23 protein-coding genes are annotated in these 24918 nt (G+C 61.4%); 16 read left to right on the plus strand and 7 right to left on the minus strand.

All coding sequences use genetic code 11. The features are described from left to right. Positions 1-10 precede the first annotated feature (10 nt). From VJ698_RS04560 to VJ698_RS04615, 12 genes are all read left to right on the plus strand, one after another. Positions 11-1027 (plus strand): PhoH family protein, encoded by a 1017-nt coding sequence (locus tag VJ698_RS04560; RefSeq protein WP_324101513.1) that lies wholly within the window; start codon positions 11-13, stop codon positions 1025-1027. Further along, complete coding sequence (gene ybeY / locus VJ698_RS04565; protein WP_324101514.1) at positions 1011-1463, plus strand: rRNA maturation RNase YbeY; 453 nt, start codon at positions 1011-1013, stop codon at positions 1461-1463. Before VJ698_RS04560 ends, ybeY begins: the two co-directional genes overlap by 17 nt. 95 nt (positions 1464-1558) lie before the next feature. After that, on the plus strand, positions 1559-2446 hold the full coding sequence (locus VJ698_RS04570; RefSeq protein ID WP_324101516.1) for an HlyC/CorC family transporter: 888 nt from the start codon (positions 1559-1561) through the stop codon (positions 2444-2446). 109 nt (positions 2447-2555) lie between these two features. Further along, positions 2556-4115: an apolipoprotein N-acyltransferase gene (gene lnt, locus VJ698_RS04575; protein ID WP_324101517.1), complete on the plus strand. Its 1560-nt coding sequence runs from the start codon at positions 2556-2558 to the stop codon at positions 4113-4115. 74 nt (positions 4116-4189) lie between these two features. Next, the gene (gene glyQ, locus VJ698_RS04580; protein WP_324101518.1) at positions 4190-5101 is read left to right on the plus strand and encodes a glycine--tRNA ligase subunit alpha; all 912 of its coding nucleotides are present in this window, start codon (positions 4190-4192) and stop codon (positions 5099-5101) included. 150 nt (positions 5102-5251) lie between these two features. After that, positions 5252-7336: a glycine--tRNA ligase subunit beta gene (gene glyS / locus VJ698_RS04585; RefSeq protein ID WP_324101519.1), complete on the plus strand. Its 2085-nt coding sequence runs from the start codon at positions 5252-5254 to the stop codon at positions 7334-7336. A 35-nt stretch (positions 7337-7371) separates the two neighbouring features. Then, a complete protein-coding gene (gene gmhB, locus VJ698_RS04590) occupies positions 7372-7932 on the plus strand; it encodes a D-glycero-beta-D-manno-heptose 1,7-bisphosphate 7-phosphatase (protein ID WP_324101520.1) in 561 nt (186 codons plus the stop codon). Between the two features lie 41 nt (positions 7933-7973). Continuing rightward, entirely contained in the window at positions 7974-8759 is a 786-nt protein-coding gene (locus VJ698_RS04595; protein ID WP_324101521.1) for a lysophospholipid acyltransferase family protein, read from the plus strand. Beyond that, on the plus strand, positions 8731-9654 hold the full coding sequence (locus VJ698_RS04600) for a SprT family zinc-dependent metalloprotease (protein WP_324101522.1): 924 nt from the start codon (positions 8731-8733) through the stop codon (positions 9652-9654). The genes VJ698_RS04595 and VJ698_RS04600 overlap by 29 nt, the downstream gene beginning before the upstream one ends. A gap of 19 nt (positions 9655-9673) precedes the next feature. Further along, on the plus strand, positions 9674-10063 hold the full coding sequence (gene gloA, locus VJ698_RS04605; protein ID WP_324101523.1) for a lactoylglutathione lyase: 390 nt from the start codon (positions 9674-9676) through the stop codon (positions 10061-10063). A gap of 16 nt (positions 10064-10079) precedes the next feature. After that, entirely contained in the window at positions 10080-10655 is a 576-nt protein-coding gene (locus VJ698_RS04610) for a chromate transporter (protein WP_324101524.1), read from the plus strand. Further along, complete coding sequence (locus VJ698_RS04615) at positions 10652-11236, plus strand: chromate transporter (protein ID WP_324101525.1); 585 nt, start codon at positions 10652-10654, stop codon at positions 11234-11236. Before VJ698_RS04610 ends, VJ698_RS04615 begins: the two co-directional genes overlap by 4 nt. Before the next feature lie 255 nt (positions 11237-11491). Here the strand turns inward: VJ698_RS04615 and rsmA are convergent, their stop codons facing one another. Genes rsmA through VJ698_RS04635 form a run of 4 tightly spaced genes read right to left on the minus strand, consistent with a single transcriptional unit; the run spans position 11492 to position 16853 of the window. Continuing rightward, entirely contained in the window at positions 11492-12268 is a 777-nt protein-coding gene (rsmA, locus tag VJ698_RS04620) for a 16S rRNA (adenine(1518)-N(6)/adenine(1519)-N(6))-dimethyltransferase RsmA (RefSeq protein WP_324101526.1), read from the minus strand. Beyond that, a complete protein-coding gene (pdxA, locus tag VJ698_RS04625; protein WP_324101527.1) occupies positions 12265-13293 on the minus strand; it encodes a 4-hydroxythreonine-4-phosphate dehydrogenase PdxA in 1029 nt (342 codons plus the stop codon). Before pdxA ends, rsmA begins: the two co-directional genes overlap by 4 nt. Before the next feature lie 18 nt (positions 13294-13311). Beyond that, entirely contained in the window at positions 13312-14712 is a 1401-nt protein-coding gene (locus VJ698_RS04630; protein WP_324101529.1) for a peptidylprolyl isomerase, read from the minus strand. 14 nt (positions 14713-14726) lie between these two features. Then, positions 14727-16853 carry an LPS-assembly protein LptD gene (locus VJ698_RS04635; protein WP_324101530.1) on the minus strand — a complete coding sequence of 709 codons (2127 nt, stop codon included), beginning with the start codon at positions 16851-16853 and terminating at the stop codon, positions 14727-14729. A 157-nt stretch (positions 16854-17010) separates the two neighbouring features. Between VJ698_RS04635 and VJ698_RS04640 the strand changes: the two genes are divergently transcribed. The 4 genes from VJ698_RS04640 to VJ698_RS04655 are packed head-to-tail and all read left to right on the plus strand — an operon-like array spanning position 17011 to position 21256. After that, positions 17011-18036 carry an aminoglycoside phosphotransferase family protein gene (locus VJ698_RS04640; RefSeq protein WP_324101531.1) on the plus strand — a complete coding sequence of 342 codons (1026 nt, stop codon included), beginning with the start codon at positions 17011-17013 and terminating at the stop codon, positions 18034-18036. Positions 18037-18061: 25 nt separating this feature from the next. Beyond that, positions 18062-18781: an N-acetylmuramate alpha-1-phosphate uridylyltransferase MurU gene (gene murU / locus VJ698_RS04645; RefSeq protein WP_324101532.1), complete on the plus strand. Its 720-nt coding sequence runs from the start codon at positions 18062-18064 to the stop codon at positions 18779-18781. Continuing rightward, positions 18778-20109 carry a Xaa-Pro aminopeptidase gene (gene pepP / locus VJ698_RS04650; protein WP_324101533.1) on the plus strand — a complete coding sequence of 444 codons (1332 nt, stop codon included), beginning with the start codon at positions 18778-18780 and terminating at the stop codon, positions 20107-20109. The genes murU and pepP overlap by 4 nt, the downstream gene beginning before the upstream one ends. A gap of 4 nt (positions 20110-20113) precedes the next feature. Next, complete coding sequence (locus VJ698_RS04655; RefSeq protein ID WP_324101534.1) at positions 20114-21256, plus strand: UbiH/UbiF/VisC/COQ6 family ubiquinone biosynthesis hydroxylase; 1143 nt, start codon at positions 20114-20116, stop codon at positions 21254-21256. A gap of 61 nt (positions 21257-21317) precedes the next feature. On the opposite strand, the gene pntB is transcribed toward VJ698_RS04655, so the two are convergent. The 3 genes from pntB to panD all read right to left on the minus strand — a co-directional run bounded on the left by pntB (position 21318) and on the right by panD (position 24832). Then, a complete protein-coding gene (gene pntB / locus VJ698_RS04660) occupies positions 21318-22745 on the minus strand; it encodes a Re/Si-specific NAD(P)(+) transhydrogenase subunit beta (RefSeq protein ID WP_324101535.1) in 1428 nt (475 codons plus the stop codon). 19 nt (positions 22746-22764) lie between these two features. Continuing rightward, complete coding sequence (locus VJ698_RS04665) at positions 22765-24360, minus strand: Re/Si-specific NAD(P)(+) transhydrogenase subunit alpha (RefSeq protein ID WP_324101536.1); 1596 nt, start codon at positions 24358-24360, stop codon at positions 22765-22767. A 103-nt stretch (positions 24361-24463) separates the two neighbouring features. Continuing rightward, positions 24464-24832 (minus strand): aspartate 1-decarboxylase, encoded by a 369-nt coding sequence (gene panD, locus VJ698_RS04670; RefSeq protein WP_324101537.1) that lies wholly within the window; start codon positions 24830-24832, stop codon positions 24464-24466. Positions 24833-24918: the final 86 nt, after the last annotated feature.

The following is a 24918-nucleotide window of genomic DNA, read 5'->3' on the forward strand; positions in this document are numbered from 1 at the left end:
GACACCACTTTTGAAAACCAAAATTCCTGCCCAGCCACATCATTTCACTCCGGAACCGCTGGATAACAAGCGGCTTGCACATCTGTGCGGACCGATGGATGAAAACCTGCGCCAGATTTCAGCGGCGCTGGATGTCACCATATTCCGTCGCGGTGAAAAATTTGTCATCAGCGGCCACAACGCGCCGCGCGCGGTGGAACTGCTGGAAAACTTCTACCAGATCGCCGACAAGACGATTTCCGTCGAGGACGTTCAACTGGCCTTGGTCGAGCAGCGCGCGGTGACACAAGAAGGCAAGGCTGCGAAAAAAGACGAAGTAGAGCAGGACGAGGAAGCCGGGCCTGCGCTGAAGACCCGCAAGCATGACCTGCGTGGCCGCACACCGCACCAGAACCAGTACATCAAGTCGATCCTTGAACACGATGTGACCTTCGGCGTCGGCCCTGCCGGCACCGGCAAGACCTATCTCGCCGTGGCCTGCGCCGTCGACGCGCTGGAGCGCGATGCGGTCAAGCGCATTGTGCTCACGCGTCCTGCCGTGGAGGCCGGTGAACGACTCGGTTTCCTGCCAGGCGACCTGACCCAGAAAGTCGATCCTTACCTGCGTCCCCTGTACGACGCGCTCTACGACCTGCTCGGCTTCGACCGCACGCAGAAGATGTTCGAGAAACAGGTGATCGAAATCGCGCCGCTGGCGTACATGCGCGGCCGCACGCTGAACCATGCATTCATCATCCTCGACGAAGCGCAGAACACCACGCCGGAACAGATGAAGATGTTCTTGACCCGCATCGGTTTTGGCAGCAAGGCCGTGGTCACCGGCGACGTGACGCAGATCGATTTGCAGCGCACGCAAAAGAGCGGCCTGGTCGATGCCGTTCAGATCCTGCGTAACGTGCGAGGCATCGCATTCACCCATTTCACCAGCGCCGATGTGGTGCGCCACCCGTTGGTTGCGCGCATCGTCGATGCTTACGAGGCCGCCACGTCAAAAAGCGCAGCCGTAAAAAATGTCGCAAAAAAATAAGCTCACGCTATCTGTTCAGTACCCGGATCCTCGCTTGAAAGAACTGATTCCGCGCAACAAGTTGCGCCAATGGGTACAGGCCGCGCTGTTTGCGCCAGCGGAACTGACCATCCGTTTCGTCGACGCGGAAGAAGGCAGGACACTCAACCGCGAGTATCGCGATAAAGATTACGCTACCAATGTGCTCACTTTCGCATACACGGAAGATGAGGATAGCGAAGTCACGCAGGCCGATATCATCCTCTGCACCGACGTGCTGCAGCGCGAGGCCGCCGAGCAGAAGAAATCCGTGGAGTCACATGCTGCGCACCTGGTAGTGCATGGCGTCCTGCATGCGCAGGGTTACGATCACGACACCGATGAAGAAGCTGCAGAAATGGAGCAGCTCGAAATTGAAATTCTGGCAAGCCTCGGCGAGCCAAACCCCTACCAGTGACACTGGATTTTGAGCAAGATGCAGCCCCGGCTTTTTGAGCATCGGGGCGCAATTGTTGTATGCTATACCCACTTCCAACGACGGCTTCCCGCCATATGCAAGATCACCCTAGTGGTGCCAACAAGTTAATTGACACCAAACCACACCGGTCATTGTTCGAACGCCTGACCGCACTCATCTCCCCCGAACCTGAAAATCGCGCCGAACTACTCGAGATTCTGCACGAGGCGCATGAACGCAACCTGATCGATGCCGACGCGCTGTCGATGATCGAAGGCGTGTTCCAGGTTTCCGACCTGTCCGCGCGCGACATCATGGTGCCGCGTTCGCAGATGGACGTCATCGATATCACCAAGCCCATCGAGGAATGGATGCCGCTGGTACTGGAAACAGCGCACTCGCGCTTTCCAGCCATCGACGGCGATCGCGACAAGGTGGTGGGCATCCTGCTGGCAAAAGACCTGCTGCGCTACTATGCGGAAGAGTTCTTTGAGGTGCGCGACATGCTGCGCCCGGCCGTGTTCATCCCTGAGTCGAAGCAACTGAATGTGCTACTGCGCGACTTCCGCGCCAACCGCAACCACATGGCCATCGTCGTCGACGAATATGGCGGCGTCGCCGGCCTGATCACGATCGAGGATGTGCTTGAACAGATCGTCGGCGATATCGAGGACGAGTACGACTTCGACGAGGAAGAAGACAACATTCTGCCGGTCAGGGATGGCGCGCGTGGCTTGCGCTGGCGCGTCAAGGCGCTGACCGAGATTGAGCAGTTCAATGAAACGCTCGGCACGCAATTTTCGGACGAAGACGTCGACACGATAGGCGGACTGGTCGCCAACCACCTCGGGCGCGTGCCACGCAAGGGAGATATCTTCGACATCGATACCCTGCGCTTCGAAGTGCTGCGCGCCGACGCGCGGCAAGCGCATGTGCTGCTGGTGGACAAACTTCCGGAGCAGGAAGCACAGGCCGCTTCCTGATCTTCTACCAGCAGTCTCGCAACGGCGCCGACCAGTCGGCGCCGGTCGGTCAATCTGGCCAACGTCCGAACAATCAATAACAAGACAAATAACATTCGCCCCTGACCGCGTGAACAAGCTCTCCTCCCCCGCATCTTCTCCGCTGCTGATTCCATTCATCGCCGTCGTTGCCGGCGCCGTCAACGTGCTGGCGTTCGCGCCGTTCGGCGTCTGGCCGCTGCAGATCGTGGCAACGGCGCTGGTGTTCCGTCTAGCCTTGCGTGCACAAGGATTCCGGCAAGGACAATGGATCGGATGGACCTTCAGCTTCGGCTGGCTGGCAACCGGCTTCCATTGGCTCTACATCAGCATGCACCGTTACGGCGGCTTGCCCGGCTGGATGGCGGCCGCTGCAGTTGGCCTGCTCGCCTTCGGATTGAGCATCTTTGCCGCAATCGCGCTGGGCAGCGGCGTGCGCCTGAAGCAGCGCTGGGGTCTGTCGGAGCCGGTAACGCTGCTGCTGGTCTTTCCCTCGCTCTGGGCGCTGGCGGAATGGATACGCGGCTGGGTATTCACCGGATTCCCTTGGGTCAGTTCCGGCTATGCGCATACGAATGGTCCGCTCGCCGGTTTCGCGCCGGTGGTCGGCGTCTATGGTGTGGGCTGGATCGCGGGGATGATGGCCGGCTGCCTCGCGCTGCTGCCCGCAAGGCGGCTCCCGCTGGCCTTGGCCGCCGCGCTGCTGGCCGCAGGTTTCGGCCTGAAATCCATTGCTTGGACCACGCCGCACGGCAGCCCGATTTCGGTGCGTTTACTGCAAGGAAACGTGCCGCAGGAAATGAAGTTCGCACCCGACCAGATCGAGGCGACGCTCTCGCTGTATTACGGCATGATCTCGCGCGAACCGGCCGACCTGATCGCCACGCCGGAGACAGCCATCCCGCTGCTCTCGAGCCAGTTGCCGGCGGACTACCTCGACCTGCTGTCGACATTCGCACGGCGATCAAAAAGCCACATCGCGCTCGGCATCCCGGTCAGCGACGGGCCGGGGCAATATGCGAACAGCATGGTGGGCCTGTCGCCGCAGGCGAACGCGCCGACGTATCGCTACGACAAGCACCACCTCGTTCCCTTCGGTGAATTCATTCCGCTTGGCGCACGCTGGTTCGTGGAGATGATGAACATTCCACTCGGCGATTTCACGCGCGGGAAGCTGCTGCAGAAACCGTTTGCGGTACGCGATCAGTGGATCCTGCCGAACATCTGTTACGAAGATCTGTTCGGCGAGGAAATCGCTGCGCAGATCGCCGCAGGCGGAACGGCCGACATGCCGCAGGCGACCATCCTGCTGAACATGTCGAACATTGCCTGGTTCGGCGATTCGATCGCCCTGCCTCAGCACCTGCAGATATCGCAGATGCGCGCGCTGGAAACGGGACGCCCGATGCTGCGCGCCACCAATACCGGGGCAACGGCGGTCATTAACCAGAAGGGTGAGGTCGTCGCCCGCCTGCCGCCATTCCAGCGCGGTGTGCTGACGGCCAGCGTGCAGGGTTTCGAAGGCTTCACGCCGTATATCCGCTACGGCAACATCATCGTCCTGGCGGGCGCGGTGTTGCTGCTTGCCGCGGCGCGCCTGCTCGGCCGCGCCAGTCGCAAGAATGCGCATAAGGCCTCTGAAAACCGCTAAAATCTAGGGTTTTAGCGAGTTTCCACCATTCACCACCTTCGTCCTGCGCTGCCGCGCAGGAGGGTCACCACACGATGCTAACATTTCAACAAGTCATTCTGAAGCTGCAGGAGTACTGGGATGCGCAAGGCTGTGCCCTGCTCCAGCCTTACGACATGGAAGTCGGAGCGGGCACCTCGCATACTGCGACCTTCCTGCGTGCCATCGGCCCGGAACCATGGCGCGCCGCCTATGTGCAGCCGTCGCGCCGCCCGAAGGATGGCCGCTATGGCGAAAATCCGAACCGAATGCAGCATTACTACCAGTACCAGGTGGTGCTGAAGCCGGCGCCGGAAAACATCCTTGACCTGTATCTTGGCTCGCTCGAGGCACTGGGCCTGAACCTGAAGCAGAACGACGTGCGCTTCGTCGAAGACGACTGGGAAAATCCGACCCTCGGCGCATGGGGCCTCGGCTGGGAAGTCTGGCTCAACGGCATGGAAGTCACGCAGTTCACCTACTTCCAGCAGGTCGGCGGCCTCGACTGCAAGCCGGTGCTGGGTGAAATCACCTACGGTATCGAGCGCCTCGCGATGTACCTGCAAGGCGTCGAGAATGTGTACGACCTGATCTGGACCGAATGGGAAGAGCACGGCGTGACCAAGCGCCTGACCTATGGCGACGTGTTCCATCAGAATGAGGTCGAGCAGTCGACCTACAACTTCGAGCATTCGAACACCGAATTCCTGTTCTCGCTGTTTTCCAATTACGAATCCGAAGCCAAGCGCCTGCTGGAAGTGCCGCTAGCCCTGCCCGCCTACGAGATGATCCTGAAGGCGGCGCATACCTTCAACCTGCTCGACGCACGCGGCGCGATTTCGGTGACCGAGCGCGCAGCCTACATCGGACGCATTCGCAACCTGTCGCGCGCGGTCGCACAGGCGTATTACGATTCGCGCGAAAAGCTGGGCTTCCCGATGTGCGGTGACGCGCGCAAGGCAGCTTGAGAAACGGAATTATCGAATAACGAATTCCCTCCCCCTTCAACCGGGAGGTCAAGTGGAGGATAGGCTTCAAGCGATGCTTACCCAACCCATCCCCACCCCGGCCCTCCCCTTGAAGGTGAGGGCGAGAACGGAAACAGCGCAGAATAAACCATGAACCAGACACTGTTAGTCGAACTGCTCACCGAAGAACTCCCGCCCAAGGCACTGGCCAGACTGGGCGATGCGTTTGCCGCCGGCATTTTCAACGGCCTGAAAGCGCGCGACTTCGTCGAGCCTGATTCGGCCTTTACCGCTTATGCCACGCCGCGCCGTCTCGCGGTCTTGATCACCAGCGTGCGCGCCAACTCGCCGGACAAATCGATCCGCGAAAAAGTGCTGCCAGTCGCCGTTGCACTCGACAAGGAAGGCAATCCCGCGGCGCCGCTGGCGAAGAAACTTGCCGCCCTCGGCTTTCCCGACCTCGAGCTGAGCGACCTCGAGCGCGCGCAGGACGGCAAGGCGGAGAGCTTCTTCTACACCTATACCGCACCAGGCTCGACCCTGCACAGCGGCCTCGAAGCAGTGCTGGAAGAAATCGTTGGCAAGCTGCCGATTCCGAAAGTGATGAGCTACCAGCGCCCGGACGGTTCGACCGTGCAGTTCGTGCGCCCGGCGCACAAGCTGATTGCCTTGCATGGCGGCGAGGTGGTGCCGGTCGCCATCCTCGGCCTGTCCGCCGGTCGCTCGACGCTCGGCCATCGCTTCCTGTCCCAAGGCGAACTGGCGATCGCCAATGCGGAATCGTATGAAACGACTCTCGAAGTACAAGGCAAGGTCATCCCCTCCGTCAGCGCACGCAAGGAAAAGATCCGCGCCGCACTGCTGGAGAAGGCAGGCCATGACAAGGTGCTGATGCCCGAAGCATTGCTCGATGAGGTCACGGCACTGGTCGAATGGCCGGTCGTGTATCCCTGCCAGTTCGAAGAAAGCTTCCTGTCGGTGCCGCAGGAGTGCCTGATCCTGACGATGCAGACGAACCAGAAATATTTCGCACTGACCGATGCCAACGGCCGGCTGCGTTCACGTTTCCTGATCGTCTCGAACCTGGAAACTGCCGATCCGCAGCACATCATCGGCGGCAACGAGCGCGTGGTGCGCCCGCGCCTGTCCGACGCAAAATTCTTCTTCGAGCAGGACAAGAAGAAAAAGCTCGCCGACCGCCTGCCCGGCCTCGCGAACGTCGTCTATCACAACAAGCTCGGCACGCAGGCGCAGCGCACGGAACGCGTCAAGACGCTCGCCGGCAAGATCGCAATGGAATTGCATGCGGACGTTGCACTGGCTGAACGCGGCGCACTGCTGGCCAAGACCGACCTGCTGACCGACATGGTCGGCGAATTCCCCGAGCTGCAGGGCATCATGGGCACCTACTATGCGCGCCATGACGGCGAACATGATGAAGTCGCCCTTGCTGCTTCCGAACACTACCAGCCGCGCTTCGCCGGCGATGCATTGCCCTCGACGCAAACCGGCACCGTGGTGGCGCTGGCCGACAAGCTGGAAACGCTGGTCGGCATCTGGGGCATCGGCCTGCAGCCGACCGGCGACAAGGACCCGTTCGCCTTGCGCCGCCATGCGCTCGGCGTGCTGCGCATGCTGGTCGAGAAGCGCTTGCCGCTGTCGCTGAACGGCATGCTGCGCGATGCGGCACAGCTGTTCGCGGGCAACGCCAACTTCAAGGATTCCACCGCGGAAGTCTTCAACTTCATGCTCGACCGCCTGCGCGGCCTGCTGCGCGAGCGCGGCTATGCGCAGAATGAAATCGAAGCAGTGGTCGCGCAGAATCCGGACCGCCTGGACAACATCATCGAGCGCCTCGACGCCGTGCACGCCTTCGCCGCGCTGTCGGAAGCCGAGTCGCTGGCCGCCGCCAACAAGCGGATCACCAACATCCTCAAGAAGACCGAAGTGGCTACCGGCGCCGTGCAGAAGAACTTGCTGAAGGAAGCCGCCGAAGCCAGCCTTTATGCGGCGATGACGGAATTGAAGCCGCGCGTGGATGCGGCATTCGCCAAGGGTGATTTCACCGGTACCCTGAAGGCGCTGGCGCATCTGCGCAATGATGTCGACGCCTTCTTCAATGACGTGATGGTGATGGCGGAAGACGAGCAGTTGCGCAACAATCGCCTCGCACTGCTGTCGGAATTGCACGGCATGATGAACCGGGTGGCGGACATTTCGAAGCTGGCGGCGTGAGCGCCAGATCAGGCACACCAAGCGAGCACGCGAACATGAAACTGATCATCCTCGACCGCGACGGCGTCATCAACTACGACTCCGACAAATTCATCAAGTCGCCGGATGAATGGATTCCGATCCCGGGCTCGCTCGAAGCGATCGCGCGCCTGAACCAGTGCGGTTATCGCGTGGTCGTCGCAAGCAACCAGTCCGGGATCGCCCGCGGCCTGTTCAATATCGTGACGCTGAATGCGATTCATCAAAAAATGCACACCTCCGCCAAGCAGGTGGGCGCCACCATCGATGCGGTTTTCTTTTGCCCGCATGCGGCGGACGACAATTGCGACTGCCGCAAGCCCAAGCCCGGCCTGCTGCTGGAAATCGGCAAGCGCTTCGGCGTCAGCCTGAAGGGTGTGCCCACGGTCGGAGATTCGCTGCGCGACCTGCAAGCCGGCTTTGTGAGCGGGTGCATTCCCTACCTGGTCCTGACCGGCAAGGGGAAGAAGACGCAGGAAACCGGCGGCCTGCCGCCGGGCACAACCGTCCACCCCAATCTCGCCGCCGTGGTTGACCACCTGTTAACAACAAATACGGACGTTCCCGCTGCCGCGTAATGCGCGCCAGGGGAATATCTTCCGCCATGACTGGAGACTCGATGTCCAACATCATTCCGTTCCTGCGCTCGCTCCTCTTCGTGTTGCTGATGATCCTTGCAACACTGGTCTGGGCGCCAATGTGCTTTCTGTTCGCGCCGCTCCCCTACAGGAAGCGCTACTTCCTTACCTCGTTCTGGAACCGCTTCGTGATCTGGTCCGCCAAGGTGATCTGCGGCATCCGCTACCAGTTCAAGGGCTATGAGAACCTGCCGGACTCACCGGCCATCCTGCTGTCCAAGCATCAGTCGGCCTGGGAAACCATCTTCTTTCTGTACGCCATGCCGCGTCCGCTGGTTTACGTGTTCAAGAAAGAGCTGCTGTACATTCCCTTCTTCGGTTGGGGCATCGCACTGCTGCGCATGATCCCGATCGATCGCGGCAATACGCGCGACGCCTTTGCGCAGGTCGTCGAGCGCGGCCGGAAGCGTCTCGCAGAGGGATTGTGGATCATCATGTTCCCCGAAGGCACGCGCTCGCATGTCGGCAAGAAAGGCAAGTACAAGGGCGGCGGCGCGCGGCTCGCAGTGGAAACCAACACCGTGGCAGTGCCCATTGCCATGAACGCGGGCGAATGCTGGCCGAAGAATTCCTTCATCAAGAAGCCCGGCCTGATCACCGTCTCGATCGGCAAACCGATTTCGCCGGAAGGCCTGACTGCAGCACAGCTCATGCAACAAGTTGAAAATTGGATAGAATCTGAGATGCGGGTGATTTCATCGCCCGGAATTTATTCAAAAAACAAACTCTCCGACTCCCTTGAAGCTGCTACGCCAGACTCCGCCTGATCCGCAACAGCTTGCGTTGCAGCTCGACTTTTTTTCTCCCGAACATTCATCGCAACCGAAGGTCGATCAGCCGGCGCCGCAACAGGCACCCGGATCGACCTTCGTCCCGCAGCGCGATCCGCTGCAGTTGACGCCCTCGCCTTCCACGCCGCCCTCGCCTGCCGCCCCGCAAGGAAGGCGACGCATCCAGGTCGGCGTGCATATCCTCGACTACCGCCTGCTGCGCTCCAGGCGCCGCTCCATCGGTTTCCTGATCGATGACGACGGCTTGCGCATCACCGCGCCGCGCTGGGTGAGCGTCGCTGAGATCGAGAGCGCCATCCGCGAAAAGCAGCGCTGGATCTTTGCCAAGCTGACCGAACGCCGCGAGCGGTCCGCGCGCCGCCTGCAGCCGCACATGCAATGGTGCGACGGCGCAAAACTGCCCTATCTTGGTGAGGACGTCACGCTGCGCATCCTTGCGGCGCAATCGACCGGCATCGCATTTGATGCTGTTGCGCGCGAGCTGACGGTCTGCCTGCCGCCCGACTCCGGCGAACAACAGTTGAAGGATCGAGTCCAAGGATGGTTGCAGGCCGAAGCCAAACGCATTTTTGCGGAACGCCTGCCCGTCTATGCGGAAAAGCTCGACGTGCGCTACCAGTCTTTCGCGCTGTCCTCGGCCGCAACGCAATGGGGCTCCTGCACGGCTGAAGGCAAGATCCGGCTGAACTGGCGCCTGATCCATTTTGCCTTGCCCATGATCGATTACGTGGTGGCGCATGAACTGTCGCACCTGCGCGAAATGAACCACAGCCCGCGCTTCTGGGCCACGGTGCAATCCGTGTTCCCGGAATTCCAGGCGGCAAAGCGCGTGTTGCGCGAGAGCGGGCCGGAAACACTACCAATATTCTGAACGACAACAGGAAACAGTCATGCGCATTCTCCATACCATGCTGCGGGTCGGCGACCTGCAACGCTCCATCGACTTCTACACCAGGGTGCTCGGCATGAACCTGCTGCGCACCACCGACCGGCCCGAGCAGAAATACACGCTCGCTTTCGTCGGCTACGGCAAGAACCCGGAACACGCCGAGCTCGAACTGACCTACAACTACGGCGTCGACAGGTACGATCTCGGCTCGGCATACGGACACATCGCGATCGAGGTGGAAGACGCCTACAAGACCTGCGAAAACGTGAAAGCGCAGGGTGGGGTTGTCACCCGCGAGGCAGGCCCGGTCAAGGGCGGATCGACGGTCATCGCCTTCGTACAGGACCCGGACGGCTACAAGATCGAGCTGATCGAGCGCAAGCCGCAGTAAGGGATTCGGTCGATTCATGGAAGCCCCGCAGACAACCGAGCATCCACGTCCCGAATCGCTGACCGACCTGTTCGTTTCCTTTTCCCTGCTGGCACTGCAAGGTTTCGGCGGCGTGCTCGCCATCGTGCAGCACGAGATCGTGGAGAGGAAGCGCTGGATGACGCGCGAAGAGTTCGTGGAGGACTGGGCCGTTGCGCAGATCATGCCCGGCCCCAACGTGGTGAACCTGTCGCTGATGATCGGCGGCCGCTACTTCGGCCTGCCCGGCGCCCTGGCGGCGCTGGCCGGGATGCTCGTGGCGCCTCTCATCATCGTTCTTCTGCTGATCATGTTCTATTCGCGCTTCGCGGATCATCCTGCGCTGGCCGGTGCACTGCGCGGCATGGGCGCAGTTGCGGCCGGCCTGATCACGGCCACCGGGCTGAAACTGTTCAGCGCCCTCAAGACCAGCCCGCTCGGGCTTCCGGTCTGCATCGCGCTCGGCCTGGCCTGCTTCATCGCGATCGCCCTGCTGCACTGGCCGCTCGCGTATGTACTGCCCGTACTCGGCGTGGCCGCTTTTGTGCTCGCCTACCGGAAGCTCAAGCCGTGAGCAATGCCTTGCATCTTTCCATGCAGTGGAGCGACTGGCTCCAGTTGTTCCTGCATTACATGTCGCTGTCACTGCTGGCCGTCGGCGGCGCGATCACGACCGCGCCCGACATGCATCGCTACCTCGTCGACGAGCACCACTGGATCACCGACACGCAATTCAATGCATCGATCGCGCTGGCACAGGCCGCGCCGGGCCCGAACGTACTGTTCGTCGCGTTGATGGGCTGGCATGTCGGCATCAATACTGGCAGCATTCCGATGGGCTTGTTCGGCGTACTGCTCACGATGGTTGGCATGATGCTGCCCAGTACAACACTCACATTCCTCGCGGCGCAATGGGGCCATCGCAACCGCAGCCTGCGCGCCGTGCGCGCCTTCAAGCAGGGACTGGCGCCCATCGTCATCGCCCTGCTGATCTCCACCGGCTGGATCCTGACGAGCGCCCACAACAATCCGTCAACGGACTGGCGCCTGTGGCTGCTGACGGCAGCCGCCGCACTGATCATCTGGCGTACGAAGATGCCCTTGCTCTGGATGCTGGGCGTGGGTGCGTTGCTCGGCTGGTTTGGGCTGGTTTAAGTTCGTATTGTTTTGTCCACGGAAAACACGGAAGGCACGGAAAAGAAACCCTTCTCAATTTCCGTGTTTTCCGTGGACAAACAATTCTCCGCGCATAGAGCCTGTCTACCACGCACATGAGCGCAGCCCGGCCGATCCGGATGAGATTAAGTCCGCCTTATCTTGTCCACGAAATTCACGAAAAACACGAAAAAAGCGATTCTGATTCTTTCAGTATCTTTCGTGTTTTTCGTGTCTTTCGTGGACAACTAATTGTCAGCGTAATGAGAGCCGGTTTGCCAACGCAACAAACTGCTCGACTGGCACCGTTTCAGGACGTGCCTGCGGATCGATACCGGCATCGACCAGGTCGTTTTCGGTGAACATGCCGGCGAGGCAGTTGCGGATCACCTTGCGCCGTTGCGAGAAGGCCTTCGTCACCACCTGCTCCAGTGCCGGCGCATCGCACGGCAGCGGCTGCGCGAGCGGGATCATGCGCACGATGGCGGAATCGACTTGCGGCGGCGGATCGAATGCGGTCGGCGGAACGACGAACAACAGTTCCATGTAATAGCGCCACTGCAGCATGACGGACAGTCGGCCATAGGTTTTGCTGCCCGGCTCGGCCACCATGCGCTCCACCACTTCCTTCTGCAGCATGAAATGCTGGTCCTGCACCTGCGGCGCCATCTCTGCGAGATGGAACAGCAGCGGGCTGGAGATGTTGTACGGCAGGTTGCCCACGACGCGCAGCTTGTGGCCGGGCGCGGCGGAAATCGATGCGAAGTCGAATTGCAGCGCATCGCCTTCATGCACGATGAGGCGCTCCGGATCGAAGCTTTTCTTCAGGCGCGCCACCAGGTCGCGATCGAGTTCGACCACATGCAACTGTTTCAGCGACTCGAGCAGCAGGCGGGTCATCGCGGCGAGGCCGGGGCCGATCTCGACCATGGTGTCATCGGGCTGCGGATCGATGGCGCGGATGATGTCGTGCAGCACCGCCTGATCGGTCAGGAAGTTCTGGCCGAAACGTTTGCGCGGAATATGTTTCATTGAGTGATTGAGGAAGAAGCGGCTGCCATCTGTGCCGCTACCTTGATGGCTTCCAGCATGCTGCCGTGGTCCGCATGGCCGAGGCCGGAAGCTGCAAGATCGAGCGCGGTGCCATGGTCCACCGAAGTGCGGATGATGGGCAGACCGAGCGTGATGTTGACGCCATGCCCGAAGCTGGCAAACTTCAGCACCGGAAGACCCTGGTCGTGATACATCGCGAGGACGCAATCGGCCTGCTCCAGGTATTTAGGCTGGAACAGGGTGTCCGCCGGATAAGGGCCGCGCGCGTCGATGCCTTTCGCCTGCGCAGCCTGAAGCACCGGAGTGATCACGTCAATTTCCTCACGGCCAAGATAACCGCCCTCGCCTGCATGGGGATTCAGGCCGGTGACGAGGATGCGCGGCTGCGGCAGGCCGAACTTGCGCTGCAGGTCGTGGTGCACGATCTCGATGGTACGCATCAGGCTGTCGAAGGTAATCGCGGCCGCAACATCTTTCAGCGGCAGGTGCGTGGTCGCCAGCGCAACGCGCATCAATGGCGTGCCGCCGGCCAGCATCATCACGACCTGCGGCGTGCTGGTCTTCTCTGCCAGATATTCCGTGTGACCGGTAAACGGCACACCAGCATCGTTGATCGTGCTCTTCTGCAGCGGTGCGGTGACGATGGCGTCGAACTGCTTTTGCATGGCGCCGCGGATCGCGACATCCAGTGTCTGCAGCACGGCCTTGCCGTTGCGCTTGTCCAGTTTGCCCGGTACGGCCGGCTCAAGCAGCGGGCAGTCGATCACGGCGATCCGGTCCTGCGGGAGCTGGGGCAAACCGCTGTTGCGGAACGCCAGCGTGGAGATCGCCAGCAACCGGATCGCGGGATCGATGTCCGACACCGTCATCGACAGCAGCGCGGCATCGCCGATCAGCACGCTATTGACGGCGTGACGCAATTCCCACGCCGCCTTGACGGAGATTTCGGGCCCAATCCCTGCAGGCTCGCCGCAGGTGATCGCGATGGTCGGTTTTGTGCTCACGGCTGCATGACCGGCGGCTTAGCGCGCATCGCCGTCGAAGCGGTATTCGACGTAGGCGCGGTCACGCAACTGGCGCAGCCAGTCCTGCGTCGCTTCTTCCAGCTTGCGTTCGCGGATCGCCTGGCGCGCAAGCAGGCGCTGGCGCTCCGGAGAGACGTCATCCTTCTTGCGTTCCAGCACCTGGATCAGGTGATAGCCGAAAGGCGATTCGATCGGTTCGCTGACCTGGCCGGGTTTCAGCGCATCCATCGCGCGCTCGAACTCGGGCACGGTATCGCCCGGATAGATCCAGCCGAGGTCGCCGCCCTTGGACGCGGACAGGTCATTGGAGTAAAGCTTGGCCAGGTCCTCGAACTTGGCTGCATTGTTGTCCAGGCGCTGCTTGAGCTCTTGCAGCTTGCGCTTCGCGTCAGCCGGCGACACGATCTGGTTCACCTTGATGAGGATGTGGCGCACGTGCGTCTGTTGCACGGCCGCAGCGGCGGCGCCCTTCATGACGCTCGGGCTGCGCTTGCCGGAAAGCTTCAGGATGTGGAAGCCATTGCCGCTCTTGAGGAGCGGCGAGACGTCGCCCTGTTTCATGTTCGCGATCGCATCGACGAACAGTTGCGGCAGACGGTCCGGATTGCGCCAGCCGAGGTCGCCGCCAGTCAGTGCGTCGGTCGCATCGGAATACGTTGCAGCCAGTTTGGCGAAGTCGCCGCCGGACTGCAATTGCTGCAGGATGCCTTCCGCCCGCTTGCGCCGTTCGGCGATCTGCTCGGCAGTGGCATTCTCCGGGATGCGCACGAGGATGTGCGACAGGTTGTATTCCTGCTGTGCCGCCGCGCCCTGCTCGGCCGCGAGGTAGTTGTCGATTTCCGACTCGCTGATCTGGATCTTGTTGTCGACTTCGCGTTCGCGCAGACGCTGCATGATGATCTCTTCGCGAATCTCTTCGCGGAATTTCGCAAATGGCGTGCCTTCGCGCTCGAGCTGGGTGCGGAATTCCTGCAGCGACATCTTGTTCTGCTCCGCGATGCGCGCAACGGCGCGGTCAAGCATCGTGTCATCAACCCGGATGCCGTCCTCTTTTGCCAGTTGCATCTGCGCCTTGTCGACGATCATGCGCTCCAGCAGCTGGCGCTGCAGTTCGGGTTCCGGCGGCAAGGCGATGCCCTGATTCTTCATGCGGCGCTCGACCAGCCGCATCCGTTCGACCAGCTCCTGGCGCGTGATCACCTCGTTGTTGACCACGGCGATAATCGCGTCGGCAAGATAGATGCGTGGTGCCTTTGCTGTTTGCGCGGGCGCAGCTGTCGCGGGCCTGGTCTGCGCGCCGGCGTGCGGCAGCATGCCGATCGCGGCACACAAGGCGACCGCCAGCCGGATGCGTGACATGGGTTGCGCGGCCTTGCGCGCGGTCGGGAGATTTTTCATGGGTAACATCTTCGTCAAGGGTTACTGGGTTGATTCACCATCTGATAGCCAGGGATGCTGGCCCTGAGCGCGTCAAGCGGGTTCGAGCCAAGGCGCGTCAATCCGTTCAGTTCGAGCTGGAAGAACAGTGCCGTGGTCACTTCTCCGGTCGCAGTCGGAATGCGTTGGCCGACTGTGCGGAACACCCAGCAGTCGGCCTTGTACTCGACCCCGAGCAGGCCTTCCGCCACCTTGGCCTCGGGGAGAGAATAGTTGACACGGGCCACGCCATACCAGCGGCTGGCGAACGGCCACTGTGCCGACATCTCCATCTGTTCCAGCTTGTTCACGCGGTCGCGGCGATATTGCAGGTTGAGCACGCTTTTCGGCTTCGGCTGCCAGCGCACGCCATAATTGGCGCGGCTCATCGAGTGCAGCGACTGGCTGTACTGGACGTTGTTGTCGATGTTCAGCTTCGGGCTGATCTGCCCATACAGCGACAGCAGCAAATCCGAGCGGCTTTCGTTGCGCACCTGCCCGAGGGTGACCTTTTGCTCACTGAAGTAGAAGCGCTGGCCGATTGCAAAGCGCATGCGCTCGGCGCCGGTCGGTTCGATGTAGCGAGTGATCATCGCCGCGGTCAGCTGGTTGGCGTCGCTGATGCGGTCGTTACCGACGAAACGGTTCTCGCTGAACAATTGCGCAAAACTCAGGTCGGCCTCGGCCGTATCGAAATTGGGGAAGGCGCTCTGGTCGCGGTACGGCGTGTACACGTAGAACAAGCGCGGCTCCAGCGTCTGGGTCATGGCATTGCCGAAGAACCGGGCATCGCGCTCGAACACCAGTCCGCCATCCATCGACAGGGTCGGCAGCACGCGCGACGGATCGCTCGGCGCACCCGGCGTTGGATTCTGCAGGCTGTATTTGGTTGCATGCAGGGACAGCTTCGGCGTGAAGAAATAGCCGGGCTGGATGATCGGATAGGCAATGCGCGGATTCACGAAGAAGCGGTCGCCCTGCACGAAGCTGGAAATCGGATGGATGAAATGCGTCAGTTCCGAGTCCGCCGTCCAGTCGAAGCCGTTGACGTCGAGACGGCCGGCATGGACGCTCAGTTGCGGCATGCGATCGTAGGGCTGCGTGATCGGCACGACCGGGTCCTGCAGGACCTGGAAGTTGGAAGTGCGCAGCGTCGCATTCCAGAAGCTCGAACCGTAACCGAGGGCGACATCACGCAGCAGCAGGCGCTGCGAGGCGGTCGTGATGGTGCGCGAAAAATCGCTGGGATAGTCGTTGTCGGATGCACTGTTGATATTCCATCCAAAACTCCAGCCCGGCGCCAGCGTCTGCGCGTGGGTGGACGAAATCGCATAGCGGTTCGTCTTGGTGATCTGGTCGTTCTGCAGCACTTCCGCCCTGGTTTCGCCGGAATAGCTCTGGCCGAGATAGCGCGCCTCCGCCCCAAGCTGCAGGCCGCGCCGTGCGTACAGCTTCGGATAGAGCGTGAAATCCCGGTTTGGCGCGATGTTGAAATAGTAAGGCTGCGTAAACTCGAAGCCGCCCTTGTTGGTCGTGCCGATCGTCGGCGGCAGGAGGCCGGACTTGCGCGCATCCGACAGCGGAAACGACATGCCCGGCGCGAGCAGGATCGGCACATCCTTAAAATACACCGTGGTGCGGCGTGCGTAGCCTTCGTCACGCTCGGCGTCGAGGTCCAGTTTGCTCGATTTCAGGTACCAGTCGGGGTCCGGTCCTTCGCAGGTGCTGTAGGAACCTTCGATCACGGATGCGCGGTCTTCCCCTTCGAATTCGATGCGCTGCGCCTTGCCCTGCGCATTGTTCTTCTTCAGCCGATAGGTCGGATTCAGCACGTAGCCTTCCTCCGCCTCGATCCGGAGTTTCAGCTCATCCCCGGTATAGGCGTCGCCGTCGCGGCGCATACGGATATGGCCCTCGGCTTCGACCTGGTCCTCGGGAATGCGATACGTTGCACGATCGGCATTAATGACGGTGGCGCCGCGTGTAATTTCGACATCGCGTTCAAGATGGACTTCCCGGTCCGGCCTGCCCGTCATCTGCTCGGCGCTGATGGTCGCCGGCAGGTCCTTGTCTTTCGCCAGCGACGACTTCGCTGTTGTTTGCGCCGAAGCAAGCGTCGGCATTGACGCTGCGGCGATGGCGGCGGTCAGGATGCGAAGCAGGCGTTGCGAAGGGGGAAATGCTGGAAACCGGTTCATGAAAAGGGGAGTGGCAGGCGCATTTTTAGGTTGAATCCCTTATTATATGGGAACTCCTCATCCATAGGCCTCAGGTAGTTTCATGTCTGTAAATACCCCCTCTGATCTTCGTCTAACCCAATTGAAGGAATGGCTGGCCTCGGTGCCGGATATCAAGCTTCTGCCGGAGTCGATCCGCCCGGCCTCCTCCGATGCCAGCTTTCGCCGCTATTTCCGTGCGGATGCCGCCGATGGCGCCACGTATATCCTGATGGACGCGCCGCCGCCGCATGAAGATGTGCGCCCGTTCATCCACGTCGCCGAAGTATTCGGCGAAACCGGCGTGTCGGTGCCCAAAGTGCTGGCAAAGGATGTGGAACGCGGCTTTCTGCTGCTTTCCGACCTTGGGTCGACGACGTACCTGAATCAACTCAACAACGACAGCGCGCACAAGCTCTACCTCGACGCCATCGACGCTCTGGTGCTGATCCAGGCGCAAAGCAAGCCCGACGTGCTGCCGGAATACGACCGCGCTCTACTGCATCGCGAACTGATGCTGTTTCCCGAATGGTATGTCGGCAAGCATCTCGGCATCACCATGACGGACAAGCAGAGCGCGACGCTCAACAAGGTCTTCGAGACCCTGCTTGCCAACAACCTGGCGCAGCCGCAGGTGTATGTGCACCGCGATTACCATTCGCGCAACCTGATGGTGCTCAGCCAGGGTAATCCCGGCATTCTGGACTTTCAGGATGCGGTGTACGGCCCGATCACCTACGACCTCGTCTCGCTGCTGCGCGACGCCTACATCCAGTGGGACGAAGAAATGGTGCTGGACTGGGCCATCCGCTACTGGGAACGGGCGCGCCGCGCCGGGCTGCCCATGAATCCGGACATCGACGCCTTCTACCGCGACTTCGAATTCATGGGCCTGCAGCGCCATCTGAAAGTGCTCGGCATCTTCGCCCGCCTGTACCATCGCGACGGGAAGGACGGCTACCTGAAAGACCTGCCGCTGGTGATGGAATACACCCGCAAGGCGGCCGGCCGCTACAACGCGCTGGCGCCGCTGATCCGGCTGCTGGACGAACTGGAAGACAAGGCGCCGTCGGTCGGCTATACCTTCTGACGCGAAAAAACGGAATATCGCAAGCATGAAAGCCATGATTTTCGCCGCCGGACGCGGCGAGCGGATGCGTCCGCTGACGGATGAATGTCCGAAGCCGCTGCTGAAAGTGCGCGGCCGGCCGCTCATCGTCTGGCACATCCTGAACCTCGTGCGCGCCGGCATCACCGACATCGTGATCAACCACGCGCACCTCGGCCAAATGATCGAGGAAGCGCTCGGCGACGGCTCGCGCTTCGGCGCGCGCATCGCCTATTCCGCCGAGGGCAGCGCGCTCGAAACCGCGGGCGGGGTTGCGAAGGCGCGCCACCTGCTGGGCGATGAGCCCTTCGTCGCGATTGCCGCCGACATTTATTGTCCGCATTTCGATTTCGAGCAGGTCAAGGACGTGCTCAAGGACAATGACATGTGGGGCAACCCGCACCCGCTCGACAAGCGCGACGTCGCCTGGCTGTACCTCGTGAAGAACCCGCCGCACCATCTGAAAGGCGACTTCGCGCTGCACAGCTTCTCCGTAGTCAATGACGGCGACCCGCGCTACACGTTTTCCGGCATTGGCGTGTACCGGACAGAAATGTTCGATTCCGTCGAATCGGGGCAATCCGCGCAGATCGCTCCCCTCCTGCGCGAATTCGCATCCCGCGGCCAGGTCGGCGGCGAAGTGTATCGCGGCGACTGGACCGATGTTGGAACCCCGGAGAGGCTGGCGCAGCTCAATGGTGAAACCTACGCAAAGGAACGCCCATGAAATCGTATGCAGCCCGACGAGCAGCCTTGATCAAGCAGATGCAGGACAAGCACGGCGGCATCGCCATCCTGCCGACTGCACCCGAAGTCATGCGCAACCGCGACGCGGATTATCCGTATCGCCATGACAGCTATTTCTACTACCTGTCCGGCTTCGACGAGCCGGAAGCCGTGATCGTGCTGGTGGCCGGCGAGAAGAACCAGGCTATCCTGTTCTGCCGCGAGAAAAACCTCGAGCGCGAAATCTGGGATGGCTATCGTTACGGTCCGGAAGCGGCCCGCGAGGCTTTCGGCTTTGATGCGGCGTATCCGATCAGCGCGCTGGATACCGAAATGCCGAAGCTGATGGCCAACACGCCCGCGCTGTTCTACGCGCTAGGCAGCGACAGGAGGCTCGACAAGCAGGTGCAGGGCTGGCTGCAGGCGGTGCGGATGCAGTCGCGCGCTGGCGTCGTCGCGCCATCGATCGTGCATGACGTGCACGTGCTGCTGGACGAAATGCGGCTGGTCAAGGATGAAGAGGAAATCGCGATCATGAAACGTGCCGCCGCGATTTCGTCGGAGGCGCACCGGCGCGCAATGATGACCTGCCGCCCAGGCTTGCGCGAATACCATCTCGAGGCGGAACTTCTGCATGAATTCCGCCGCAATGGCTCGCAATATCCTGCATACGGTTCGATCGTTGCCACCGGCGCGAATGCCTGCGTACTGCACTATCGCGCCAGCAATGCGGAGATCAAGGACGGCGATCTCGTCCTCATCGACGCCGGCTGCGAGCTCGACAGCTACGCTTCAGATATCACCCGCACCTTCCCTGCGAACGGCAGATTCAGCGGGCCGCAGAAGGCGCTCTACGAACTCGTGCTCGCGGCGCAAGCCGCCGCAATCACCGAAGCGCGCCCCGGCAAACGTTTCATGGACGGCCATAATGCGGCGGTCCGGGTGCTTGCCCAAGGCATGCTCGACACCGGTCTGCTGGACAAGGACAAGGTGGGCAGCGTGGACGACGTGATCAGCAAAGGCGCCTATCAACAGTTCTACATGCATCGCACCGGACATTGGCTCGGCATGGACGTGCATGACGTCGGCGAATATCGCGAAGCCAGCGTACTGCAGGGGGAAAAGCCCTGGCGCGTGCTGCAGCCGGGCATGGTGCTGACTGTCGAGCCAGGCATTTATGTCCGCCCCGACCCGGGCGTGCCGGAGCAGTTCTGGCATATCGGCATCCGCATTGAAGACGATGCGCTGGTAACGGAATCCGGATGCGACATCATCACCGCAGCCGCTCCCAAGACGGTCGCCGAGATCGAAGCCGTGATGAAGCATTGAGGCGATGACAACGACGGATTTCGATATCGCCATCTGCGGCGCCGGCCCCGTCGGCCTGGCGCTCGCGCTGCTGCTCGTCAAGCATGGCGCTCCTGCAGGGCGCATTGTCCTGGTCGATGCCAAGCCGCTTGAGACAGCATCGCAGGATCCACGCTCGATCGCACTTTCTTACGGCAGCCGGCAGATCCTCGAAAACATTGGCGCCTGGCCAGTCGTCGCCGACGCCATCCACCAGATCCATGTATCGCGTCGCGGCCACTTCGGCCGCACCATCATCGATCGCGAGGAATATGGCGTGCCCGCGCTCGGTTATGTGGCACGCTACGGCAGCCTGGTATCGACGCTGGCTGCGCTGGCGGATCGGAACGCGGTCGTGACCCTGCGCCCGGTACTCGTCGCCTCTTCCATCGAGCGCGACGAAGAAGTCGAATTGCGATGCGCCGATGGCAAAGCCTTCACTGCGCAAATCATGGTGCAGGCCGAGGGTGGCGTGTTCTCGGAGCAGGCCACGAAATCCGTCAGCCGTGATTACGACCAGACAGCGGTCATCGCGCATGTTGTTTGCAGCAAGCCTGTCGCACATCGCGCCTTCGAACGTTTTACCGAGGAAGGGCCGCTCGCGCTGTTGCCCCAGGATGACGGCTACGCCATGGTCTGGTGCGCCCGCCCCGCGAATGCAGCGCGCCTGGCGGCTCTGCCGGATACGGAATTCCTTGTCGAACTGGAGCGCGCATTCGGCTCCCGGCTTGGCCGCTTCACCAAGGTCAGTCCTCGCGCTGCTTTTCCGCTCGGCCTGAATGCCCACGCGGCTGTTTCATCGCGCACCGTTGCCATCGGCAACGCGGCACAAACCCTGCATCCGGTTGCCGGCCAAGGCATGAACCTCGGCTTGCGCGATGCCGCGGTGCTGGCCCGCCTGCTCGCGCGAGAAGCCACGCCGGAAATGCTGCAGCAATTCATCCGCCTGCGGCAGACGGACCGCAAGCTCACGATCACCCTGACCGATGCATTGGCGCGCATCTTTGCCAGCGCGCCGGACGGGGCCTTGTCACAATCGGCACTGGGTTTTTCGCTCGCACTGGTCGATGCACTCAAACCCGCCAAGCGATTGCTGGCCGAGCACATGCTGTTCGGCAGCAGGCAATAAAGCGATAAAGGAAAAAAAAAGCCGCGCTATGCGCGGCTTTCTTCGCCAATGGCAACCACTCTCAGGCAGCGGCCTTCAGCGACACCAGCACTTCGTCCAGCATCTTCTTCGCATCGCCGAACAGCATGCGGTTGTTTTCCTTGTAGAAGAGCGGATTGTCCACGCCTGCGTAGCCGGAAGCCATGCTGCGCTTCATGACAATCGAGGTCTTGGCCTTCCACACTTCCAGCACCGGCATGCCGGCGATCGGACTGCTCGGATCTTCCTGCGCTGCCGGGTTGACAATGTCGTTGGCGCCGATCACGATCGCCACATCGGTGTCCGAGAAGTCGTCGTTGAGCTCGTCCATCTCCTGCACGATGTCGTAAGGCACCTTGGCTTCCGCCAGCAGGACATTCATGTGGCCCGGCATGCGGCCCGCGACCGGGTGAATGCCAAAGCGCACGTTCACGCCCTTTTCGCGCAACAGCTTGGTGATCTCGTAGACCGTGTGCTGTGCCTGCGCAACCGCCATGCCGTAGCCCGGCACGATGATCACGTTCTTCGCTTCACGCAGCAGCTCGCTGGTCTCGGCAGCCGTGACCGGCACGACTTCGCCGGCCGGTTGTGCAGCACCGCCGCCCGCCGGAGCAGCCTTGCCGCCTTCGGTACCGAAGCCGCCCGCGATCACGCTGATGAAGTTGCGGTTCATCGCACGGCACATGATGTACGACAGGATCGCACCGGAGGAACCCACCAGCGCGCCGGTCACGATCAGCAGGTCATTCGACAGCATGAAGCCGGTCGCTGCCGCCGCCCATCCGGAGTAGCTGTTGAGCATGGACACCACCACCGGCATGTCCGCACCGCCGATCGCCATCACCATATGGATGCCGAACAGCAGCGCAATCACCGTCATGATGACCAGCGGCGTCATGCCGATGTTGATCGTCTCGGCATGCAGGAACTGTGCGCCGAAATAGATCACGACCAGCAGCGCGACGAGGTTGAGCCAGTGGCGTCCCGGCAGCAGCAAGGGCTTGCCGCCGATGCGTCCGGACAGCTTGCCGAAGGCGATGATCGAGCCGGAGAAGGTGATCGCGCCGATCAGAATGCCGACGTAGATTTCCACCTCGTGGATCGCCTTTTCCGCACCGCTGAAATGCGCGCTTGCAGCCGGATCGACATAGCTGGCATATCCGACCAGCGTGGCGGCCAGGCCGACCAGGCTGTGCATCAATGCCACCAGTTCCGGCATCTGCGTCATCTGCACGACGCGCGCCGCATACAGGCCGATCGAGCCGCCGACGACCATCGCGACGATGATCCACGGAATGCCGGCGGTCGTGACATGCTGGCCGAAGATCGTGGCCAGCACGGCGATCGCCATGCCGATCATGCCGTACACATTGCCGCGGCGCGCGGTTTCCGGATTGGAGAGACCGCCGAGGCTGAGGATGAAAAGAATGGTCGCGCCCAGGTAAGCGACTGTTGTGAGGCTTTCAGACATTTTTATCGGCTCCCTCTTATTATTTGCGGAACATCGCCAGCATGCGACGAGTCACGGCGAAACCACCGAACATGTTGATCGTCGTGAGCACGATACCGGCCACGGCCAGCCAACGGATCACGTCGCCCGGACGTTCCACGCCGGAGACCAGCGGCGGAGCGATCTGCACCAGCGCGCCAATGGCGATGATGCTCGATATCGCATTGGTCACGCTCATGAGCGGCGTATGCAGCGAAGGCGTGACGTTCCACACCACCATGTAACCCACGAAGCAGGCCAGCACGAACACGGTGAAGTGTCCGAGGAATGCCGCCGGCGCGTAGGCGCCGATGAGCCAAAACAGGACCGCCGCCACCGCGAACAGGATCGCGATGCGCGAGCCGGACGCCGGTTCGCTTGCCGCGCCGTGCCCGTGGCCGCCCTTCTTGGCGGCCGGCGCTACTGCAGCGGCAGCCGGTTTGGCAGCCGGCGCGGGCGGCAGCTTGGGTGCCGGCGGCGGCCAGGTGACTTCGCCGTCCTTGATGACGGTCAGGCCGCGGATGGCGTCGTCTTCCATGTTGACGTTGATGATTCCGTCCTTGGTCTTGCACAATTCTTCGGTCAGGCGCAGCAGGTTGTTCGAGTACAGCGTCGACGATTGCTTCGACAGGCGGCTGACCAGATCGGTATAGCCGACGATAGTCACGCCATGCTTCACCACCACTTGGCCAGGCTCAGTCAGTTCACAGTTGCCGCCCTGCTCGGCCGCCATGTCGACGATGACGCTGCCCGGCTTCATGCTCTTCACCATCTCCGCAGTAATCAGCTTCGGTGCCGGCTTGCCGGGGATCAAAGCCGTCGTGATGATGATGTCGACTTCCTTCGCCTGCTTGGCATACATCTCGCGCTGGGCCTTCTGGAAGCCCTCGCTCATCACCTTGGCGTAACCGCCGCCGCCGGAGCCCTCTTCCTCGTAATCGACCTTGACGAATTCGCCGCCCAGCGACACCACCTGGTCGGCCACTTCGGCACGGGTGTCATTGGCGCGCACGATGGCGCCCAGGCCTGCGGCGGTACCGATCGCCGCCAGGCCGGCCACCCCTGCGCCTGCGATAAATACCTTAGCCGGCGGAATTTTGCCTGCCGCTGTCACCTGGCCGCTGAAGAAGCGGCCGAATGCATTGGCAGCCTCGATGACAGCGCGATAGCCGGCTACGCCGGCCTGGGAGGTCAACGCGTCCATCTTCTGTGCGCGGCTCAACGTGCGCGGCAGCGAGTCGATAGCCAGCACGGTCACCTTCCTGGCGGCGAGCTGCTTCATCAGCTCAGGATTCTGCGCCGGCCAGATGAAGCTGATCAGCGTCGTGCCCTCGCGCATCATCGCCACTTCTTCGGCGTTAGGCGCGCGGACCTTGAATACGATGTTCGACGCTGCCCAGAGCTTGGCAGCGCCTTCTATGATCTGTGCGCCTGCGGCGCGGTAAGTCTCATCGCTGAAATTGGCTGCGTCACCGGCGCCGGATTCGACCGCGACCGAGAAACCCAGCTTGATGAGTTTTTCAACAACGTCGGGAACGGTTGCAACACGCTTTTCGCCCGGAAAGACTTCCCGTGGTACTCCAATTGTTAGAGGCATACGCTTTCCCCTTGGTGGTTATGGAAGTGGATATTCACGCGGAGGGGACAGCATTGCTGCCGCCCCTTTTCTGTATTTTTTGAACAGGAAGGGCTTGGCGCCTTCATGCGGGAGATTTCTTGAGCCCGGTGATCTGGTTCTTCTCATCGACAAAAACAATCTTTGGCACATAGGTTTCGACCTCGGCATCGCTCATCGGTGCATATGTGCAGATGATCAGCAGATCTCCCAGGTGTGCGCGCCGCGCAGCTGCGCCATTGAGCGAAATCTCGCCACTGCCGCGCTTGCCCTTGATCGCATAGGTCGAAAAGCGTTCGCCGTTGTTGATATTGTAGAGTTCGATCTTTTCAAATTCCTTGATGTCGGCTGCTTCCAGCAAATTCTGGTCGATGCCGCACGAACCTTCGTAGTGCAGGTCGGCCTGCGTAACCGTCACCCGATGGATCTTCGACCGAAGCATGATACGTTGCATTTTCTCTCCTACTGATTACAAAAATTCCTTGCCGCTAAAGCGCATGGCATGGCGGCACGCTGATTTCCGATGGATGTGCGGGATAC

The sequence above is a fragment of the Noviherbaspirillum sp. genome, from assembly GCF_035254685.1.
Lineage (GTDB): Bacteria > Pseudomonadota > Gammaproteobacteria > Burkholderiales > Burkholderiaceae_D > Noviherbaspirillum.

Bases quoted from the DNA above. Each gene is read 5' to 3' on its own strand.
- ybeY (WP_324101514.1), top strand. From the start codon at position 1,011: ATGTCGCAAAAAAATAAGCTCACGCTATCTGTTCAGTACCCGGATCCT.
- VJ698_RS04570 (WP_324101516.1), top strand. From the start codon at position 1,559: ATGCAAGATCACCCTAGTGGTGCCAACAAGTTAATTGACACCAAACCA.
- glyQ (WP_324101518.1), top strand. From the start codon at position 4,190: ATGCTAACATTTCAACAAGTCATTCTGAAGCTGCAGGAGTACTGGGAT.
- glyS (WP_324101519.1), top strand. From the start codon at position 5,252: ATGAACCAGACACTGTTAGTCGAACTGCTCACCGAAGAACTCCCGCCC.
- gmhB (WP_324101520.1), top strand. From the start codon at position 7,372: ATGAAACTGATCATCCTCGACCGCGACGGCGTCATCAACTACGACTCC.
- VJ698_RS04595 (WP_324101521.1), top strand. From the start codon at position 7,974: ATGTCCAACATCATTCCGTTCCTGCGCTCGCTCCTCTTCGTGTTGCTG.
- gloA (WP_324101523.1), top strand. From the start codon at position 9,674: ATGCGCATTCTCCATACCATGCTGCGGGTCGGCGACCTGCAACGCTCC.
- VJ698_RS04610 (WP_324101524.1), top strand. From the start codon at position 10,080: ATGGAAGCCCCGCAGACAACCGAGCATCCACGTCCCGAATCGCTGACC.
- rsmA (WP_324101526.1), bottom strand. From the start codon at position 12,268: ATGAAACATATTCCGCGCAAACGTTTCGGCCAGAACTTCCTGACCGAT.
- VJ698_RS04630 (WP_324101529.1), bottom strand. From the start codon at position 14,712: ATGAAAAATCTCCCGACCGCGCGCAAGGCCGCGCAACCCATGTCACGC.
- VJ698_RS04635 (WP_324101530.1), bottom strand. From the start codon at position 16,853: ATGCCGACGCTTGCTTCGGCGCAAACAACAGCGAAGTCGTCGCTGGCG.
- VJ698_RS04640 (WP_324101531.1), top strand. From the start codon at position 17,011: ATGTCTGTAAATACCCCCTCTGATCTTCGTCTAACCCAATTGAAGGAA.
- murU (WP_324101532.1), top strand. From the start codon at position 18,062: ATGAAAGCCATGATTTTCGCCGCCGGACGCGGCGAGCGGATGCGTCCG.
- pepP (WP_324101533.1), top strand. From the start codon at position 18,778: ATGAAATCGTATGCAGCCCGACGAGCAGCCTTGATCAAGCAGATGCAG.
- VJ698_RS04655 (WP_324101534.1), top strand. From the start codon at position 20,114: ATGACAACGACGGATTTCGATATCGCCATCTGCGGCGCCGGCCCCGTC.
- pntB (WP_324101535.1), bottom strand. From the start codon at position 22,745: ATGTCTGAAAGCCTCACAACAGTCGCTTACCTGGGCGCGACCATTCTT.
- VJ698_RS04665 (WP_324101536.1), bottom strand. From the start codon at position 24,360: ATGCCTCTAACAATTGGAGTACCACGGGAAGTCTTTCCGGGCGAAAAG.
- panD (WP_324101537.1), bottom strand. From the start codon at position 24,832: ATGCAACGTATCATGCTTCGGTCGAAGATCCATCGGGTGACGGTTACG.